Genomic DNA, 16,615 nt, shown 5'->3' on the forward strand with positions numbered 1-16,615 from the left:
GATGAGATTTCCCAATTCGTAAGACCCCTTGAAGAACACGAGGTTGATAGGCTCGGGGTGGAAGCGCAGCAATGTGTGGAGCTGACGAGTACTAATAGGTCGAGGGCTTATCCTAAGCGAATTGACACTGCAAGACATATGACACACCACTTCTTCTATAAAGCTTTACTTCGCATCCAGTTTTCAAGGCGCAAGCCTTGTATAGTAAGTCTGGTCTGGTAATAATGGCGGAGGGGTTCCACGCGTACCCATCTCGAACACGACCGTTAAGCCCTCCAGCGCCAATGGTACTTGGACCGCAGGGTCCTGGGAGAGTAGGACGTTGCCAGGCCGGATTTACAAGATTTACTTTGCTTATATTCCCTGATAGCTCAGTTGGTAGAGCACTCGACTGTTAATCGAGTTGTCACAGGTTCGAGTCCTGTTCGGGGAGCCACATGGAGAGGTGTCCGAGTTTGGTCGAAGGAGCACGATTGGAAATCGTGTAGGCGTCTAAAGCGTCTCGAGGGTTCGAATCCCTCTCTCTCCGCCACAATCCTTTTCGTATAAGCATGGCCCCTTGGTCAAGCGGTTAAGACACCTCCCTTTCACGGAGGTAACAGGGGTTCGAATCCCCTAGGGGTCACCAATTAATATCCTCAACCAAAAGAATTACCATAAATTGAGGGTTGCAATTCATAAGCGATATAGGTTATGATAAGAAATGTCGCTTAAGAAACTAAGCATTGAATAACGACGCGGGGTGGAGCAGCCCGGTAGCTCGTCGGGCTCATAACCCGAAGGCCGCAGGTTCAAATCCTGCCCCCGCAACCAATTGAACTACCTTCGGTTCACTACCGAAAATTAACATGGAGCTGTGGTGTAGTGGCCCAACATGCCTGCCTGTCACGCAGGAGACCGCGGGTTCGAATCCCGTCAGCTCCGCCATTCTTTACTTGAAACAATGGCGTAACAATCCGAATTGACAGCGGATTTGCCCTTGTAAGATCTACTACGGCTCGATAGCTCAGCTGGTAGAGCAGAGGACTGAAAATCCTCGTGTCGGCGGTTCGATTCCGTCTCGAGCCACCATTAAGTAAAAAAGAATAATACGCGCCGACTTAGCTCAACTGGTAGAGCAACTGACTTGTAATCAGTAGGTTGGGGGTTCAAGTCCTCTAGTCGGCACCATTTCTTATCTAATCTTGGAGGATTAGCGAAGTGGCCAAACGCGGGAGACTGTAAATCTCTTCCTTCGGGTTCGGTGGTTCAAATCCATCATCCTCCACCAGTTTTACTCTACATAGGGGCATAGTTTAAGGGTAGAACAGCGGTCTCCAAAACCGTTAGTGTGGGTTCAATTCCTGCTGCCCCTGCCAATAAGTTATACAATACGATCATGGCGGTCGTGGCGAAGTGGTTAACGCATCGGTTTGTGGATCCGACATTCGGGGGTTCAATTCCCCTCGTCCGCCCCATTTTTACTCAGTACAAATAGCTGTTGGGGATTAGCCAAGCGGTAAGGCAACGGACTTTGACTCCGTCATCCAAGGTTCGAATCCTTGATCCCCAGCCATTATATGCGGAAATAGCTCAGTGGTAGAGCATCTCGTTGCCAACGAGAAGGTCGCGGGTTCGAGCCCCGTTTTCCGCTCCAAAGTAATCTAGACTTTGGCGCCATAGCCAAGTGGTAAGGCAGAGCTCTGCAAAAGCTCTACCCCCAGTTCGAGTCTGGGTGGCGCCTCCAAAGCTCTACTACTTGCGCCCTTAGCTCAGCTGGATAGAGCGTTTGACTACGAATCAAAAGGCCGGGAGTTCGAATCTCTCAGGGCGCGCCAAGTAAGAAAACTGAATATGCCGGTGTGGCGGAATGGCAGACGCGACGGACTCAAAATCCGTTTCTCGCAAGGGAGTGGGGGTTCAAGTCCCTTCACCGGCACCACTACTTAACAGACGATTATCTCGTTTAGATCTTAAAAGATCTAGGAGATGATCTTTTTTTTTATAATCTGGTGACGTTTATTCCTAAATTAGTCGGGATAACACTGGTTGTGGCGAATACACGGTGGCTTTTTGATCGCAATGCGGATTCTGAGCGTAAGCAGGTAGAGCCGGCTTCATGAAGCCGTACGATACGTTCGTGCGATAGACGTATCGCGTAGTGGTCTAATAATTGCTACACATACGTAGATGGCAGCTACCGCGGCAGGAAAGGGATATACAAGCACATGCAGTTGAGACCGCAAGAGAGGCCATAAAAAGAAGAATATAGTAGTCGCTCGACGCCATGATGAACGACCGAATATTCCAGCTCGAGTCATAAACAGACTAAGAAGAGGCTTGTCTCAGAATTGAATTTCTGAAACAGCCTCTTTTTGCTAACTCAAGTTCTTAATCCCAGTTTGATTGTACGCTATATTTTCACTTTCTTCATAGCTGTAGTCCCGCCCTCGAAGCGAATGAATTCCGTAAAGCTAGCGAACAGATTAGTTGAATTCCGATTATTGATGATATCGATCAACAGGGTAACGGTTTTTGCTTTCTCCGCTTCGGACACGTAAAAGGTTGTCAGTTGGGGAACGCTTACTTTCACGAGTTCGGTGAAACCGGAGCCGATCAAGCTGATATCGTCAGGAACGGATATTCCGGTACTCTGAAGACGTTGAAGAACCCCAAATTGGATGACGGTATTCGTACAAAAGGCTGCCGTGTAATCCAGTCTTAGCATCTCGGCTCGCTTACATAGCTCATATCCGTTCTCATCGTTGCTGATTTGAATTAGTGATCGATCGATCGAAACTCCGTTTGCTTCATGCGCCTCATAATATCCTTCTAAAGCCAATTGATGAATTGTATAGTCCAAGCTCCCCATAAACATTGCGATACGGGTATGTCCTAGCGAGATGAGATAAGAAGTCGCGTCATAAGCCAGTTTCTTATCGTCGAATGCCGCATAATTAAGATTGTCCGCCTTTCGCAAGGGCAGACCATAGAGGATGTAGGACGAGCCGGAAAGGCGGAATAAATCGATGAATTTCTCATTTACGTCACCTGATACGATGTAACCCTCGATTTCCTGGCTATCTAGCGCCTTCTGCAGCTTGTTCAGTGAATCCGGCGTATTCGTAATGTTCATGAAGACCATTCCATAATTGAAGCTGCTAGCCGCTTGTTCGATGATTTGCAGATCAGCCATATAACGCGGATCATTCGCATCCCGATCAAACAGGACGAAGCATAGCTTAGGGGACACTTCAACATCCCGGTAGCCAAGCTCTTTGGCCGCTTGTAGAATTCGATTACGGGTTTCGATCGAGATCGTACTGCTAGGCGTATTGTTCAATACAAGGGAAACGGCTGTGCGCGAAATGCCTAGATGTTCCGCGATTTCCTTTTTCGTAACCATCAGTCGTTCTCCTTCTACATGCAACAATATAACGCTGGTTATATTATACCTTAATTAGGTAGAAAACGTCAATTTAAAGCGGATAATACTTGTTTAATAGAAAAAACATTAAATAAAAGAGCTTTCAAATGTTTATTTTTGTTTAAAAACAGCATTGACACCTAAATATAACGTGCGTTATGATTGCTGTGAAATCAAGTTTATCGATGTATGTTGCGAAGCATCGAAGGGTGGGGTCATACAACATTGTGCATCAAATTACTGCAGTACTCGTAGGAGCCGGTGCGAGAGGAAGATTCGTGTATGGTAAATATGCGAGTAAATATCCGGAAGAATTGAAAATCGTCGCAGTCGCAGAGCCGAATGAAGAACGCAGACAGCTGGCGGCAACTGAGCACGGACTTCAATCCGATCAGGTGTACGAGAGCTGGGAACGGGTGCTATCAAATGTGAAAATAGCGGATGTTGCCGTCATTTCCACGCAAGATAGAATGCATTTTGCACCGACAATGAAAGCTTTAGAGCTTGGGTACGATGTTTTACTGGAGAAACCGATGTCTCCCACCGAGGAAGAGGTCGTCGAGATGGTTCGTGCATCCCGCGAATATGACCGTCATCTTACAGTAAGTCATGTACTGCGTTATACACCCTTCTGGTCGAAGGTTAAGGAAACTATCGCAAGTGGTGCCATTGGAAGGATCGTTTCAATTCAGTTAAGCGAAAATGTAGGTTACTTCCATATGGCGCATAGCTTCGTGCGAGGAAACTGGAATAAGGCTGAAGAGACGAGTCCAATGATCTTGCAGAAATCTTGTCATGACATGGATATTCTTTCCTGGCTTATCGATGAGCGTTGTCAGAGAGTCAGCTCGTATGGGTCATTACTACATTTCCGTCAAGAGAATGCGCCAATCGGTTCGACGCCTCGATGTACGGACGGTTGCGCTGTCGAGAGAGAGTGTCCGTATTCCGCGGTTCGAATCTACGAGGAGGATGATTCTCACGAGTTTTCTCGCTTCATAACGAATGATTTGTCACGGGCGTCAATTAGACATGCGATTGAGGAAGGACCGTTCGGACGGTGCGTGTACCGTTGCGACAATAACGTGGTCGATCATCAAGTTGTGAATGTGGAATTCGAGAGCGGTTCGACGGCTTCTTTTACGATGTCCGGCTTCTCACACGATATTTCTAGAACGGTTCAAGTCATGGGCACGATGGGCGAAATTAGAGGCTACATGGAAAAAAGCGAACTTGTTCTATATCCCTACGGAAAAGAAGCGATTGACATCCAAGTGGCGGTAGAAGAAGGGGGTCACGGTGGCGGTGATGAAGGCCTCATGCGAGAATTCTTGAAGGAAGTCCGGAAAGAGAACAGGAATGTCGGCCAAGCGTTAACATCGGCTGAAGCCTCATTGCAAAGTCACCAGATGGCTTTCGCAGCGGAGCAATCCAGACTTGCGGGTGGGAGTTCAGTGACTATCTCGGGTCTGAACGCTCAACACGCCATAACGATCGGCAGTTGAGCTGAGTTATTGCCAGCTTCATATAGCTTCAACTGAATAAAAACTATTGGGGGGTCACATCAATGAAAAATGTAAACGCATTATTGTTGTCACTTGTTATGGTTGTCGTTCTGTTAGCGGGATGCGGGGGCAATAAGAACAACGAGCAAGCAAGTTCCACAGCGAGCGCAAAATCCAGCGAAAGCCCGAGTGCAAGCGCGAGCGCTTCGAGTTCAGCAAGCGAATCCAACGTGTATGATAATGGCTTGTCAAAGGACGACAAAGTCACTTTACAGATGGGTTTCTGGGAAGCCGGAGGCGGTCGCGCTTGGATGGATTTAGCGGTTAAGAAGTTTACCGAGAAATATCCGAACGTTACCTTCGACATCACCTCGACACCGACTTTGAATACCATTCTTGAGCCTAAGATCGCAGCAGGTAAAGATGATGACATGTTCGATCTTTTTATCCCGCATTTTTTGGCTCCCGGTCAGCTTGATCGCTTAGCACATGCCGGTAAATTAGAGCCGCAGGATGATTTGTGGGATCGCGATCTTCCGGGCGAGCCCGGCAAAAAACTGCGTTCGGTCATCTCCGACGATGCTTATGAGACATCGCTTAGCGTCGGATTTACGGCTAGAGTACCGGTAAATGGTTATACGGCAGGACTGTTCTTCGATCAGAAGCTGTTCGACGAGAAGGGGTGGAATAAAAATCCGGCCACTTGGGACGAATTCGTGGCACTGCTTGATCAAATCAAAGCCGACGGTGTCATTCCAATTACGTTCCCTGGCGTATATGCCGGTTACTTAACGGACTACACTTTTAATATTTTGCAATTCGACTTGGCTAAGGCTAACGGAAGCTTCGATACTTACGTGAAAAATTTCCGCGATTTCGAAGGACCGCTCCTCACGACACCTGAAAACAAAGAAGCATGGAATCGGATGTATGAGTTCGGGAAGAAAGGCTATTTCCCATCTGGTGTTGCAGCACTGAACCATACGCAATCTCAAATGCAAGTATTGCAGCACAAGGCTGCACTTGTCTCCACAGGGGATTGGGTTGGCAACGAGATGAAGGAAACTACACCTGAAGGATTCAAATGGGGCTTCATGGCCATACCGGCGGTCAATGATCCGAATCAAACCGTATTCGTGAATTCCGGAGTTGGTGATGCCTCGTTCGTTATTTGGAAGGGCAAGCCAGATCTTAATAAGAAGTGGGCAAAGGAATTTATCTTAAGTCTGTATGACTTTGAAATCCAAGTATCGTTAGCATCGGAAGCTGGAACGTATCCGGGAAGATTGGATTTCGGCGAAGACCCTGCTCGTATTGCGAAGCTTCAGCCGACACAGGCTGCTGTTATGGAATATGCGACAAAGCATAACGTGGAGTATATTTCTTATCGGCATACGTTCGGACTTACAAGTCCAGAGCACGGACAAGCCGAGAAGCTGTTGAGCGAACAGATTACAGCTGCTGCAACAGGGAAGAAAGATCCTGCATCCGTGCTAGAGAAGGCGGAGAAGCTTAAGCAAATCGCGATTGAGAAAGACCGTCCTAAACAGTAAGCTTCAAATGATCGTTTACAGCAATCGTTCATAAAAATAACAGCTTTGTTCGGGAGGAATCGGATTCCTCCCGTTCATTTATTCAAGAAAGGGGGAGACGCATTGAATGCCGATAGTGGAGTAAGTGCTCGGAAGCGGACAGGTTTGGCTAAGTCTAGAAGGCAGAAAACGGTCTTTTTGATCATTGCGATTGCCCCGTCGCTGCTTGGTTATATTTTGTTTACTCTGTACCCTAATGTGATGTCGGTCTATTATTCCTTATTGAACTGGGACGGTTTAAGTCATGCTGAGTTTGTCGGTTTTGATAACTATGTGAATATGGTCAAGGATGAATTCGTCTGGCGTGCTCTATATCATAACTTGTTGTACATGATTGTCGTGCCCGCTCTGATCGTTTTCATTTCCTTGTTACTAGCTCATTTATTGAGCAATAAATCGTATAAGGAGAATGCGTTCTATAAGGTAATCTTCTTCTTTACGAATGTGCTCTCGACGGTTGTTGTTGCCTTGCTTTGGTCTTTTATTTTCGACGGAAGCTTCGGACTGTTAAATGGTTTTCTTGAAATATTCGGTATGAATATGAACGATTTCTATTGGCTTGGCGATACAAGAACGGCGATATGGGCGCTGGTTTTGCCTATGGTATGGGGTGGAGTGGGGCTATATGTCGTCATTTTCATCAATGCGATGAGTGCGATTCCGAAATCCATCTATGAGGCCGCTTATTTAGAAGGCGCTCGTCCAATGACAATCCTGTTTCGGATTACAATTCCTCTTATTCGTGGAGTCATTCGTGTATGTGTCGTGTTCGTCATACTCGGTTCGTTGAAAGGCTTCGAGATCATCATGATCTTGACCAATGGGGGACCGGAAGGCTCGACGGACGTTATCGGTCTGTACATGTTCAATCTCGCGTTTGGCAAAGAATATCACAACTATGGGTACGCATCAGCTATCGGAATGCTCCTGTTCGTTATTCTGGTCGGAGCCAAGCTGATTATCGACAAGGTGTATCCAGAGGAAAACGTAGAGTTCTAGCACAGGAAAGGAGGCGAGGCGACAGATGACGGAGCGGAGAACTTTAATGGACGGAATATGGAGAATACTGCTGTTTCTGTGGGCGGTATCCATTCTATTTCCGGTGATCTGGATTCTCTACCAATCGGTAAGAACGAATCCAGAGTTTTTTCAAGATATATGGGCATTACCGACGGATATAAAATGGAGCAACTATTCGGAGGCATGGAATAGCTACGATATTGGCCAGTCCTTATTAAATACATTGTACTATGTTGGCGTAGCTTTAGTGCTGGGTACTTTTCTCACGACGCTTAACGCATACGCATTAACTCGCATGGAGTTTAAAGGTCGTAAGCTAATCTGGGGACTCATCATGCTTTCGTTATTTTTACCGGGGATTAACGCTCTGGTGCCCCAATACATTTTAATGAAATCTCTGAACCTAACGAATAGTCTATCAGGACTAATCATTTTGGACAGCTTCGGAGAAAACGTCTTTTTCCTCATGCTGCTTGGTGGATTCATGTCTTCTCTTCCAAAAGATTTGGAGGAGAGCGCGCATATGGATGGAGCAACGATATTCCAGACGTTCTGGCGAGTGATGGTTCCCCTGTCCACTCCGGGAATCGTAACCGTAGCGATCTTTAAATTCCTTGGGTTGTACAACAACTTCCTGGGACCGTTTATCTATTTAGGCGATCCTTCTAAGTATACGATCGGTGTTAATATGTACCAGGCAAATATGAAAATGCAATATACCTCGGATTGGGTGACGATGTTCGCTGGAGTCATGATCGTTATGGTTCCTTCTATTATATTCTACGTGCTCTTCCAAAAGAGAATTATGGAGGGTGCTACGATGGGGGCGATGAAAGGATGAGCACGACGAAACCATATGAATGGTCGTTTTTCGGTGATTATACCGGACTGGAGACCGGGTTAGAAGCGATTTGCGGCATGCTAGAGTTAAAATGGACAGCTAACGGAGGTCTTCCTGTTACGTTAGTTCGAACTAAAACGAGTACCGAGCTGATCGTAAAATTTGATGGTGTCCGAGCCGAGATAAGCTATGGGCTCAATCATCATTTGTTTCGTGCGATTGGACTGTTAGCCGAATCTCTAAGCTTGAGCGAGCCCTTCGAGATCAGGGAGGAGCCGCAATTCGATACGATTGGGTTCATGCTCGATTGCTCCCGGAATGCGGTTGCGACAACGGATAGCGTAAAAGAATTACTGCGTTATATGGCTTTGATGGGCATGAATATGCTGATGCTATATACCGAGGATACTTATACAGTGGAAGACGAGCCGTATTTCGGATATATGCGGGGAAGATATACGCCGGAGGAATTAAGGGAGTGCGACGCGTACGCCGAGGAATTGGGGATTGAATTAATTCCATGCATTCAGACGCTTGCGCATTTGGAGACCTTCTTGAAGTGGGAAGCTTCGACGGAGTTAAGAGATACCAACGATGTGCTTCTGGTCGGTCAGGATCGTACCTATGAGTTTATCGATCGAATGGTGGGGAGCGCGTCGCAAATCTTTCGCAGCCGAAGAATCCATATCGGAATGGACGAGGCTCATGGTTTAGGGCGCGGACGTGCGCTTGATCTCTATGGGAACCGTGATAAGTTCGAAATGATGAATGACCATTTGTCCAAGGTGAACGAAATAACACAGTCTTATGGCTTAGAGCCTATGATCTGGAGCGATATGTTCTTCAGAATCGGTTCTGAGACACACGATTATTATGATCTCGAAGCCGTCGTCGACGAATCTCATGTCAGCCGAATTTCTCGGGGGACCCAGCTCGTATATTGGGATTATTACCATTACGAGCAGGAGTTCTACGAGACTATGATACGAAAGCATCGTCAACTAGGATCCAACCCGGTATTCGCCGGCGGCATATGGACCTGGCTCGGACTTTGCACGCATTATGATCGTACGATGAAGTGCTCAAACGCGGGCTTACAAGCGTGCAAGCAAGAAGGCGTAAGGGAAGTATTCGCGACGGCGTGGGGCGATAACGGTGCAGAAAGTCATCTCTGGTCTATTCTTCCGGGACTACAGTTATACGCGGAGCATGCGTATTCCAAAGTGTTGGACGAGCAAAAGCTGAGACAGAGGACAGAATTCTGTACGGGAATTCCGTATGAGCATTATATGAATCTAGAGAAACTGGATGATATTCCAGGACTTCTAACCGATCATGGAGACTTGTCCAATCCATCCAAGTACTTGTTATGGCAGGATGTATTGTTGGGACTATTCGACAAGCATTTCCAGGATATTGATGTTTCAGGGCATTATGAACGGCTAGCGAATCAATATCGTGATCTTGCTACGTCTAGCCGAAGCTCGCAGCGACTATTCGAGCTTCCTGCTAGATTAAGCGATGTTCTCGCATTGAAGGCGGACTTAGGCATACGGATGAAACGAGCTTACGATTCTAGTGATCGTCAGTCATTGGAGCATATAGCAGCAATCGAGTTACCTGAAATCCTTCTACGGGTAGAAGCTTTGAGAGTCACGCATCGTCATCAGTGGATGGCAACGAACAAGCCTTTTGGCTGGGAGGTGTTGGATTTAAGATATGGAGGCGTAACAGCCAGACTTAGGACGGCGATGGATCGCGTGACCGATTACTTGAACGGAGTTGCATCGCGGTTAGAGGAGTTAGAGGAGCAGAGACTGTATTTTGATGATAGAGAAAGACGGGGTGTAGCGGGAACTGACTATTTTATTTCCTATCACCGAATTGCGAGTGCTGGAACGATGACTTAGATGACGACCAATGGCTCATATTCTATGATAAGCGAGGGCATGAAGATGAAGAAAAGTCGGAAGTTACTCTTGATGGGATTCATTGCAATTGTTGGTTTCTGTTCGATTCCAGTTTCTCCAAGCTATATTGTTAAAGCAGCGCCTCTTATAGAGGATGATATGGAAAATATAAGCAATTGGACTTTGGCGAATCCAAGCAACGGCTTCATGAGTACTTATTCCGGTATTCCCCAAGTGTTCCAAGGGTCTTCCAGCATGAATTTTAAGGTTACAGACGACAATGACGGCATTCCCGACACGACCTCTGTATCCAAGACCTATTCTCCGAATTTGAATTTGGCAAGTCATGACGTCATGTCCTTCTGGATTCAGACGGATACGCTAGATCCGCTCCTGGAGCTCAGTCTGCAAGACTCAGACGGGACGATCAGCAAAGTGAAACTGTCACAGGTCGTACGCAGTGCTCATCTCCCTTCAGTGGTCATGCCGGATGAATGGATTCAGGTACAGTGGCATTTCAAGGAATTCGATGGGGTGGTGAGCGGAGGAAACGGTGCGATGAATTACGGTGCCATTCAGAAAATCTCGTTCTCATCGACGGATGGCCGTCCCGCTAACATGAAATCGGAGCAAGTCAACTTTTATATCGACGAGCTGAATTTCTATGCGAATTCGGATCTCTATGACACGATGCAGATCGATGCTATGGATAGCGCGACCGCATGGAACGCGACCTCTGGCTCCAGTCTTGCTCTCTCGACAGTACAGGTGAAGCAAGGCACCTCCAGCATCAAATATACGGTGACGAATAATAACAACGGAATCGTAGAGTATCCTTCATTATATAGGGCGAACGTCAATTATAATTTGACCGGGTATTATCAGCTAACTTATTGGATCAAACCGACTCAGAATCTGACTTTCTTTAACGTGCGTATGACCGACACGGATCAGACTTCAGAAGAATTCAATCTCGCGAAAATGTTTCCGACGGCGGGAGGAACGCTGCTGGCTAACAAATGGTACAAGGGAACAATCAATTTCCGAGAAGATCCGGGAACGATCGTCGGTGGAAATGGCATTATAAATTTCGATCAGTTAAAAGAGATCGTCTTCGTAACCCGGGACTCCGAACTGCCTGTCGGGGTTAGTACGGACTTCTACATCGATGACCTGCAAGCGATTAAATACAAAGACAGAATGATGCTGGACTCCTTTGATGGAACGGCCGGATGGACGGCGACGCCCGGATCGAGCGTCATCGTGAACACTAATAACTATCGCGATGCATCCCGGGCGTCCGTAACCTTCCAGGTTCCGAACAACAATGACGGGATTGCCAATAGTTATTCCGCCACGAAAAGCCTATTCGCCAATCTATCGTCTCAGGATGTATTATCCTTCTGGATTCTGGTCAGCAAGGACACGGACAAGATGATCTTCAGCATTAAGGATGCTGACGGAACGGTTAACTATATCCGCTTGGATTCCATTTTGTGGGGCTCCCAGCTCGTTGCTGGTAGTTGGTGGCATATCGAATGGCCATTCAAAACGCAGACGGACGATATTGTCGGCGGCAACGGGGTCATGGATTATGGCAATATAACCGGCTTCGAGGTCATCGTCGATGATAACACGATGGTCAAGGGGATATCGGATAATTACTATTCATTGGATAATCTGGAGGCCATGACGAGCAAGGAGTGGACGAGAAGTAAAGAAGACGTTCCTATGCTCGCGCCGACGTCGCACGATTACGCGGCCGACGATTTTCAGATCGGGATGTATCACCATAGCCTTGTGCAGCCCGAAAAAACGCTCCAAGACATGGCGAAGCACGGGGTGGATTTCATTGTCTCGCACGAAAATCACCGAGATGACGTGATCACCAAAAATGCCGGATTAGCGCAGAAGCTTGGCTTAAAGATCGTTCGGCAGGCATTTCCCGTGGCCAATAATAACTCACTGGACCACGCAGGGCTTAATGCGCTCGCTGCTAGCGATTCCGGCCAAACTTTTGTTTACGATCCAATGAACCAAATCATTAGCTACTTGAATGCTAATGAGCTCGAAGTGTATTGGCCGAATAAGCTGCAAACTAATGCCGCAGGCGACTATGCTTACTATGCCGATCAAGCGCGTATGAACGATAGCGCAAAAGGAATCAACAGGCGGGTTAATACTCATCATATCAATTATCTTTGGTATGATACGGGCGAAGATCATCCGTGGTATATGGATTGGGCAACGCTCGGCAATTACGGGGGATTCCAGTGGACGGATCGACTGAAGCAGACCGCATGGCGAATGGGGAAGACGAATGCGACGAATACGCAATCGTGGTCTCCGAGTAAGCTGATCCCCAATATGAACGAAAGGAACTATAGGCATATCGGCTTAGCTCCGTTGAATCTCGATGAAATCGCCGATTTCAAGGATTCGCTCTGGACGAACTTCGAAGGAGGCTTAAGCGGGATCTCCTTCTTCACTTATGACGGGGACGAATGGGCGAACGAATGGAACTTCGTTGATAATGACGGCAATCCGATGAATGACCGACGCTGGGCGGCGGTGACGGATATGTCCAAGCAGATCCGCGCCACGGAAGGCAAACCTTACGCGGAGATGAGCTATCCGAGGAGTTTTGACGTCGTCGACAACGGTAACGTTCCGGTAAGTGCGCTTGCTGCTCCTAGCGGAGCGCCGATCGTCTCGGTCGCGTTCGAATACAACGACGGCACGAACGATACGTGGATTCCGATCGGTACGGCTATGGCAAGTCCTTATACGGTGAATTGGAACACGGGCGGTCTGGATTCGTCGAAAAAATACTTTGTCCGAGCAACTTCCTTCGATGGAATCCGCTATTCGGTCGCGGATACGAGCTATTCCGTATCCGTGAAGGCAGTCGCGGGAGGACCCATCGTGACAGGTACGGCCGTATCGTCCAATCCGACGAACGGGTTGACGTCGATCTTGCTCTCCGCTACGGCGAATTCTAGCGGACAACCGGTGGCGAAGGTACAATATTACGTCGATACCGTACAGAAGCAGGGACAAGGCATTGACATGACGGCTACAGACGGGACTTTCGATAGTTTAACTGAAGGAGCTTCGGTGACGATTGCCATCCCGACGATTGCTTCGACAGAGCCGATTCTGATCGATGATATGGTGGACATTTCCGATTGGAGTGGCACGGCGACGAGAAACCCGGAATCGGGATTGCTGCGTCTCGATGTCGGAAACAACAATAACGGTGTTTCGGATAAGCTAACGGCAATCAAGGATTATGGTGCAAGCTTGCAGAATTTATCCGGTTTGGATACGTTGTCCTTCTGGTTGAAGGACGTAACGGCTCCTCTAAGCCAATTGCAGGTTAAGCTGCAGGACGTTGACGGCACAGTGCTCGAAGCCTCATTGCCAACGTTCTACGGTGATAGCAGCTTGCCGATTGATGTATGGAAAAACGTACGTTGGAACTTCAAAGAGAACTACGATTCGATTACCGGAGGGAACGGAGTCTTCAATTTCGAGAGCGTGAAGTCGATCGAATTCAGCGTGGATGACAGTATGCTTCCCGCTTCGGGTGCTCCCCAAAGGATTTACGTCGATCTGATTCGCGCATTCGCGGAAACGCGCTGGCAGGAACAGACGACGCCGATCGTCTATGTGCGAGCTATGGATAGCGCGGGGAACTGGGGGCCGACCCAGTCCGTAAAAGTGAACGTGACGAAATCGTCTGCAGGTGATACGCAAGGACCGATAACGGTTGTGGCAGGTACGAATCCGCGCGGCATTACGGACGGACTATCGTCATTCTTATTGACCGCTAACGTGGATGATGGAATCGACAACCATGGCGGTTCCCGGATCGTTGCTGGGGAATACTTCGTCGACGCGCCGGGAACGAACGGTTCGGGCATACCAATGGGAGCAGTAGACGGAAGCTTCGATTCGATGAGCGAATCTCTTGTTGCTACGGTATCTGCCGCTGGATGGGCGGAGAACAGTAAACATACGCTATATATTCATGGACAAGACGAGGCGGGGAATTGGGGACCGTTCTATACGGAAACGATGATCAAAACTTCCGCTCAAGGACCTCGCATACAGAATGCGGCTGCAACTCCGAGAGAAACGCAGGGAGGCGCAAGGGTGACGATCCGGGCGCTTGCTGACGAAACGGATACGGGCTGGGGCAACATCGCTGGAGCGGAATATTTCGTGGATTCGGTCGGGTTCGAGGGGAGCGGGACGCCAATGACTGCGCATGACGGATTATTCAGCGCTAAGTCAGAGCAGGTGACGGCTCAGATCAACGTTTCGTCCTGGTCGAGCGGGTACCACACGGTATTCGTTCATGCGAAGGATTCGCGAGGTAAATGGGGACCGTTGAAATCCATTACAGTGAGGAAGAACTAAGCGAATATCCTTAACAAATTAAACAGCCTGGCTTTTCCTAGAGGAAAAGCCAGGCTGTTATTTTGCGTTGGTACCCAGCATGATTGTCAGATGCTATATCTTAGCAATGACCGTACGTAAATACTCGGATGGAGACATGTCGGTGATCGACTTGAAGTACCGTGAAAAGCTGTGGATGCTGTCATAACGAAGAAGCTCAGCGATTTCCGTTAAAGTATGCTGCTGAGTTCGAATAAGGCTCTTTGCATGTTGGATTTTCAAATTTCGATAGTACTTCATAATACTGATCCCTTTATTCTCTTTAAAAATAGTGAAAGCATGGCTCTTGCTTAAGTTAAAGTTCTTATAAATATGTTCCAATCGGATATCCTCATAAACATGCTGTTCCATAAAGTCGCACATACGAGTGACAAGATCGTTTTCGCTTCGCAGCTTAATCGTGTGTGACAAGCGATGTTCTCTTCTGACGTGCTCATCTCCTGCGGATCTTAACCGAATAAGTAGCATTTCCAAATAAATTTTGATCAATTGCTCGGAGCCTAGAGGCGCATCAGGTTGTCTACAAAGGGTATGGTTGCGCGGATCGTCGTAGGGAGGGGAGAAGGCAGCGAAGCCATTTTTCATGATTTGCGCCAATATATCTCTTTGCCGAACGTCCAGCGTAAAAATTTTATTATCAAAGAAGTCCATTTCCTTCGAGCGGCACACGAAAGAAAGAATAATAACATTTGGGGCGATTCTCTTATTTGCCCAAACCCCGTGAAATTCATTCGGTTTATGAAAGATCATGTCCCCTTGCTTGAGGCGGTAACCTTCCGTATCCGCAAACACCTCTAATTCCCCTTTGTCCACATAAACGAATTCCCAGAAGTCATGCTTCTCACCTTCGAAGGCGAAGTCTTTGGAAAACTCAAAATAATGGAATGAAATCAGCTGTTTGACAGCCAGTGGTTCATTAAGCTTAGTGCGAGCGAATTGGATGTCCGTCACCTGCTGGAGCCCCCGTTGCGTTAGATTCGTTGTGCCTATTATATCATGTTGTCTTGACCCTATCTTTAATAGTAGAACAAGAAATTAAGGACTTATTGCCACGTTAAGCGGTCTTTTTGCTAAAGCTTGCGTGGGAAGGTTGTCATACACTCTATGTAGGGTTGTGTATAGGAAAACGGGCTTAGGAGGAATCTCGGTGAACATATTGGCGGTAGGCTGTCATCCTGATGATCTGGAGATAGGCTGTGGTGGAACGCTTGCAAAGCTATCTGCACAAGGTCATCAAGTGACAATGGTTCATGTGGCTAATGGTGATAAGGGACATAAAATCATTGAGCCGGAACAGCTGAAACAAATCAGACGGCTGGAGGCAAAGGCTGCTGGTAACTTAATCGGTGCCGAAGTAGTTAGCCTGGATATACCTGATTTGTCGGTGAAATCGGATCAGGATGATCTTGTCGTTAAACTGGTAGAGGTTATTCGTAGGGTCAAACCGGATTATATGATCACGCATCCGCCGGAGGATTATATGAAGGATCATATGGAAGTATCGAAGGCAGTGTTCGATGCCAGTTTCGCGGCTACGGTGCCTCATTATCATAACTCATTCGGTGAAGATGCTCATGACAAAGTCGTACCCATTTACTATATGGATACGCTGGCGGGCGTAGGTTTTCTGCCAACAGAATATGTGGATATTAGTGAGCATATGGAGACGAAAATCCAGATGAATGATTGCCATCAGAGCCAGATCAAATGGCTGTACGAGCACGACGGCATTGATTTCCTCGATTTTGTCAGAACCGTTTCCAAATTCAGAGGTCTTCAATGTGGTAAAGCTTATGCAGAAGGCTTTAAGCAATGCCAAGCATGGCCGAGGCTAACGACTGTGAGGTTGCTTCCATAATCCAGAGTCTATATCCGTA

The 16,615-nt window shown here is 47.5% G+C and carries 9 protein-coding genes, 15 tRNA genes and 2 rRNA genes; 24 read left to right on the forward strand and 2 right to left on the reverse strand.

Translation table 11 applies throughout. The annotated features are described in order from the left end of the window. The 17 genes from M1K58_RS14975 to M1K58_RS15055 form a co-directional block, all read left to right on the forward strand. Positions 1-115 (forward strand): 23S ribosomal RNA (locus tag M1K58_RS14975); the annotation flags it as partial. Between the two features lie 99 nt (positions 116-214). Further along, positions 215-331: ribosomal RNA gene (rrf, locus tag M1K58_RS14980) — 5S ribosomal RNA — on the forward strand. A 29-nt stretch (positions 332-360) separates the two neighbouring features. Then, positions 361-436, forward strand: a tRNA-Asn gene (locus M1K58_RS14985). A 3-nt stretch (positions 437-439) separates the two neighbouring features. Then, positions 440-532: transfer RNA gene (locus M1K58_RS14990), tRNA-Ser, on the forward strand. 21 nt (positions 533-553) lie between these two features. After that, positions 554-628: transfer RNA gene (locus tag M1K58_RS14995), tRNA-Glu, on the forward strand. A 108-nt stretch (positions 629-736) separates the two neighbouring features. After that, positions 737-813: transfer RNA gene (locus M1K58_RS15000), tRNA-Met, on the forward strand. A 37-nt stretch (positions 814-850) separates the two neighbouring features. Beyond that, positions 851-927: transfer RNA gene (locus M1K58_RS15005), tRNA-Asp, on the forward strand. Positions 928-995: 68 nt separating this feature from the next. Beyond that, positions 996-1,071, forward strand: a tRNA-Phe gene (locus M1K58_RS15010). A 23-nt stretch (positions 1,072-1,094) separates the two neighbouring features. After that, a tRNA-Thr gene (locus tag M1K58_RS15015) sits at positions 1,095-1,170 on the forward strand. Between the two features lie 16 nt (positions 1,171-1,186). Next, a tRNA-Tyr gene (locus tag M1K58_RS15020) sits at positions 1,187-1,270 on the forward strand. A gap of 14 nt (positions 1,271-1,284) precedes the next feature. Next, positions 1,285-1,358, forward strand: a tRNA-Trp gene (locus M1K58_RS15025). A gap of 23 nt (positions 1,359-1,381) precedes the next feature. Then, positions 1,382-1,457, forward strand: a tRNA-His gene (locus tag M1K58_RS15030). Positions 1,458-1,481: 24 nt separating this feature from the next. Further along, positions 1,482-1,555, forward strand: a tRNA-Gln gene (locus M1K58_RS15035). Positions 1,556-1,561: 6 nt separating this feature from the next. Further along, positions 1,562-1,636: transfer RNA gene (locus tag M1K58_RS15040), tRNA-Gly, on the forward strand. 16 nt (positions 1,637-1,652) lie between these two features. Next, positions 1,653-1,726 (forward strand) — tRNA-Cys (locus M1K58_RS15045). Positions 1,727-1,740: 14 nt separating this feature from the next. Then, positions 1,741-1,817: transfer RNA gene (locus tag M1K58_RS15050), tRNA-Arg, on the forward strand. Between the two features lie 18 nt (positions 1,818-1,835). Further along, positions 1,836-1,921, forward strand: a tRNA-Leu gene (locus M1K58_RS15055). Positions 1,922-2,392: 471 nt separating this feature from the next. Here the strand turns inward: M1K58_RS15055 and M1K58_RS15060 are convergent. After that, entirely contained in the window at positions 2,393-3,385 is a 993-nt protein-coding gene (locus tag M1K58_RS15060) for a LacI family DNA-binding transcriptional regulator (protein ID WP_256759682.1), read from the reverse strand. A 248-nt stretch (positions 3,386-3,633) separates the two neighbouring features. On the opposite strand from M1K58_RS15060, the gene M1K58_RS15065 reads away from it, so the two are divergent. The 6 genes from M1K58_RS15065 (at position 3,634) to M1K58_RS15090 (ending at position 14,699) form a co-directional block, all read left to right on the forward strand. Further along, the gene (locus tag M1K58_RS15065) at positions 3,634-4,911 is read left to right on the forward strand and encodes a Gfo/Idh/MocA family protein (RefSeq protein ID WP_256759683.1); all 1,278 of its coding nucleotides are present in this window, start codon (positions 3,634-3,636) and stop codon (positions 4,909-4,911) included. Positions 4,912-4,973: 62 nt separating this feature from the next. Continuing rightward, a complete protein-coding gene (locus M1K58_RS15070; RefSeq protein ID WP_256759684.1) occupies positions 4,974-6,464 on the forward strand; it encodes an ABC transporter substrate-binding protein in 1,491 nt (496 codons plus the stop codon). A gap of 102 nt (positions 6,465-6,566) precedes the next feature. After that, complete coding sequence (locus tag M1K58_RS15075; protein ID WP_256759685.1) at positions 6,567-7,502, forward strand: carbohydrate ABC transporter permease; 936 nt, start codon at positions 6,567-6,569, stop codon at positions 7,500-7,502. Positions 7,503-7,527: 25 nt separating this feature from the next. After that, positions 7,528-8,364: a carbohydrate ABC transporter permease gene (locus tag M1K58_RS15080; RefSeq protein WP_256759686.1), complete on the forward strand. Its 837-nt coding sequence runs from the start codon at positions 7,528-7,530 to the stop codon at positions 8,362-8,364. After that, the gene (locus tag M1K58_RS15085) at positions 8,361-10,274 is read left to right on the forward strand and encodes a beta-N-acetylhexosaminidase (RefSeq protein WP_256759687.1); all 1,914 of its coding nucleotides are present in this window, start codon (positions 8,361-8,363) and stop codon (positions 10,272-10,274) included. The genes M1K58_RS15080 and M1K58_RS15085 overlap by 4 nt, the downstream gene beginning before the upstream one ends. A gap of 45 nt (positions 10,275-10,319) precedes the next feature. Beyond that, positions 10,320-14,699, forward strand: coding sequence for a cysteine peptidase family C39 domain-containing protein (locus M1K58_RS15090; protein ID WP_256759688.1), 4,380 nt, complete (start codon positions 10,320-10,322; stop codon positions 14,697-14,699). 93 nt (positions 14,700-14,792) lie between these two features. On the opposite strand, the gene M1K58_RS15095 is transcribed toward M1K58_RS15090, so the two are convergent. Beyond that, positions 14,793-15,689, reverse strand: a complete 897-nt coding sequence (locus M1K58_RS15095; RefSeq protein ID WP_256759689.1) for an AraC family transcriptional regulator — start codon at positions 15,687-15,689, stop codon at positions 14,793-14,795. 196 nt (positions 15,690-15,885) lie between these two features. Here M1K58_RS15095 and M1K58_RS15100 point away from each other — a divergent pair, with 196 nt between their 5' ends. After that, positions 15,886-16,596: a PIG-L deacetylase family protein gene (locus M1K58_RS15100; protein ID WP_256759690.1), complete on the forward strand. Its 711-nt coding sequence runs from the start codon at positions 15,886-15,888 to the stop codon at positions 16,594-16,596. The last annotated feature ends 19 nt before the right edge of the window (positions 16,597-16,615 follow it).

Origin of the sequence: Cohnella sp. WQ 127256 (genome assembly GCF_024519285.1) — a bacterium.
In the GTDB taxonomy this organism is placed as follows: Bacteria; Bacillota; Bacilli; order Paenibacillales; family Paenibacillaceae; genus Cohnella.

What these genes read in the sequence shown, in the direction of transcription:
- M1K58_RS15060 (WP_256759682.1), bottom strand. Translation starts at nt 3,385, where the DNA reads ATGGTTACGAAAAAGGAAATCGCGGAACATCTAGGCATTTCGCGCACA.
- M1K58_RS15070 (WP_256759684.1), top strand. Translation starts at nt 4,974, where the DNA reads ATGAAAAATGTAAACGCATTATTGTTGTCACTTGTTATGGTTGTCGTT.
- M1K58_RS15080 (WP_256759686.1), top strand. Translation starts at nt 7,528, where the DNA reads ATGACGGAGCGGAGAACTTTAATGGACGGAATATGGAGAATACTGCTG.
- M1K58_RS15085 (WP_256759687.1), top strand. Translation starts at nt 8,361, where the DNA reads ATGAGCACGACGAAACCATATGAATGGTCGTTTTTCGGTGATTATACC.
- M1K58_RS15090 (WP_256759688.1), top strand. Translation starts at nt 10,320, where the DNA reads ATGAAGAAAAGTCGGAAGTTACTCTTGATGGGATTCATTGCAATTGTT.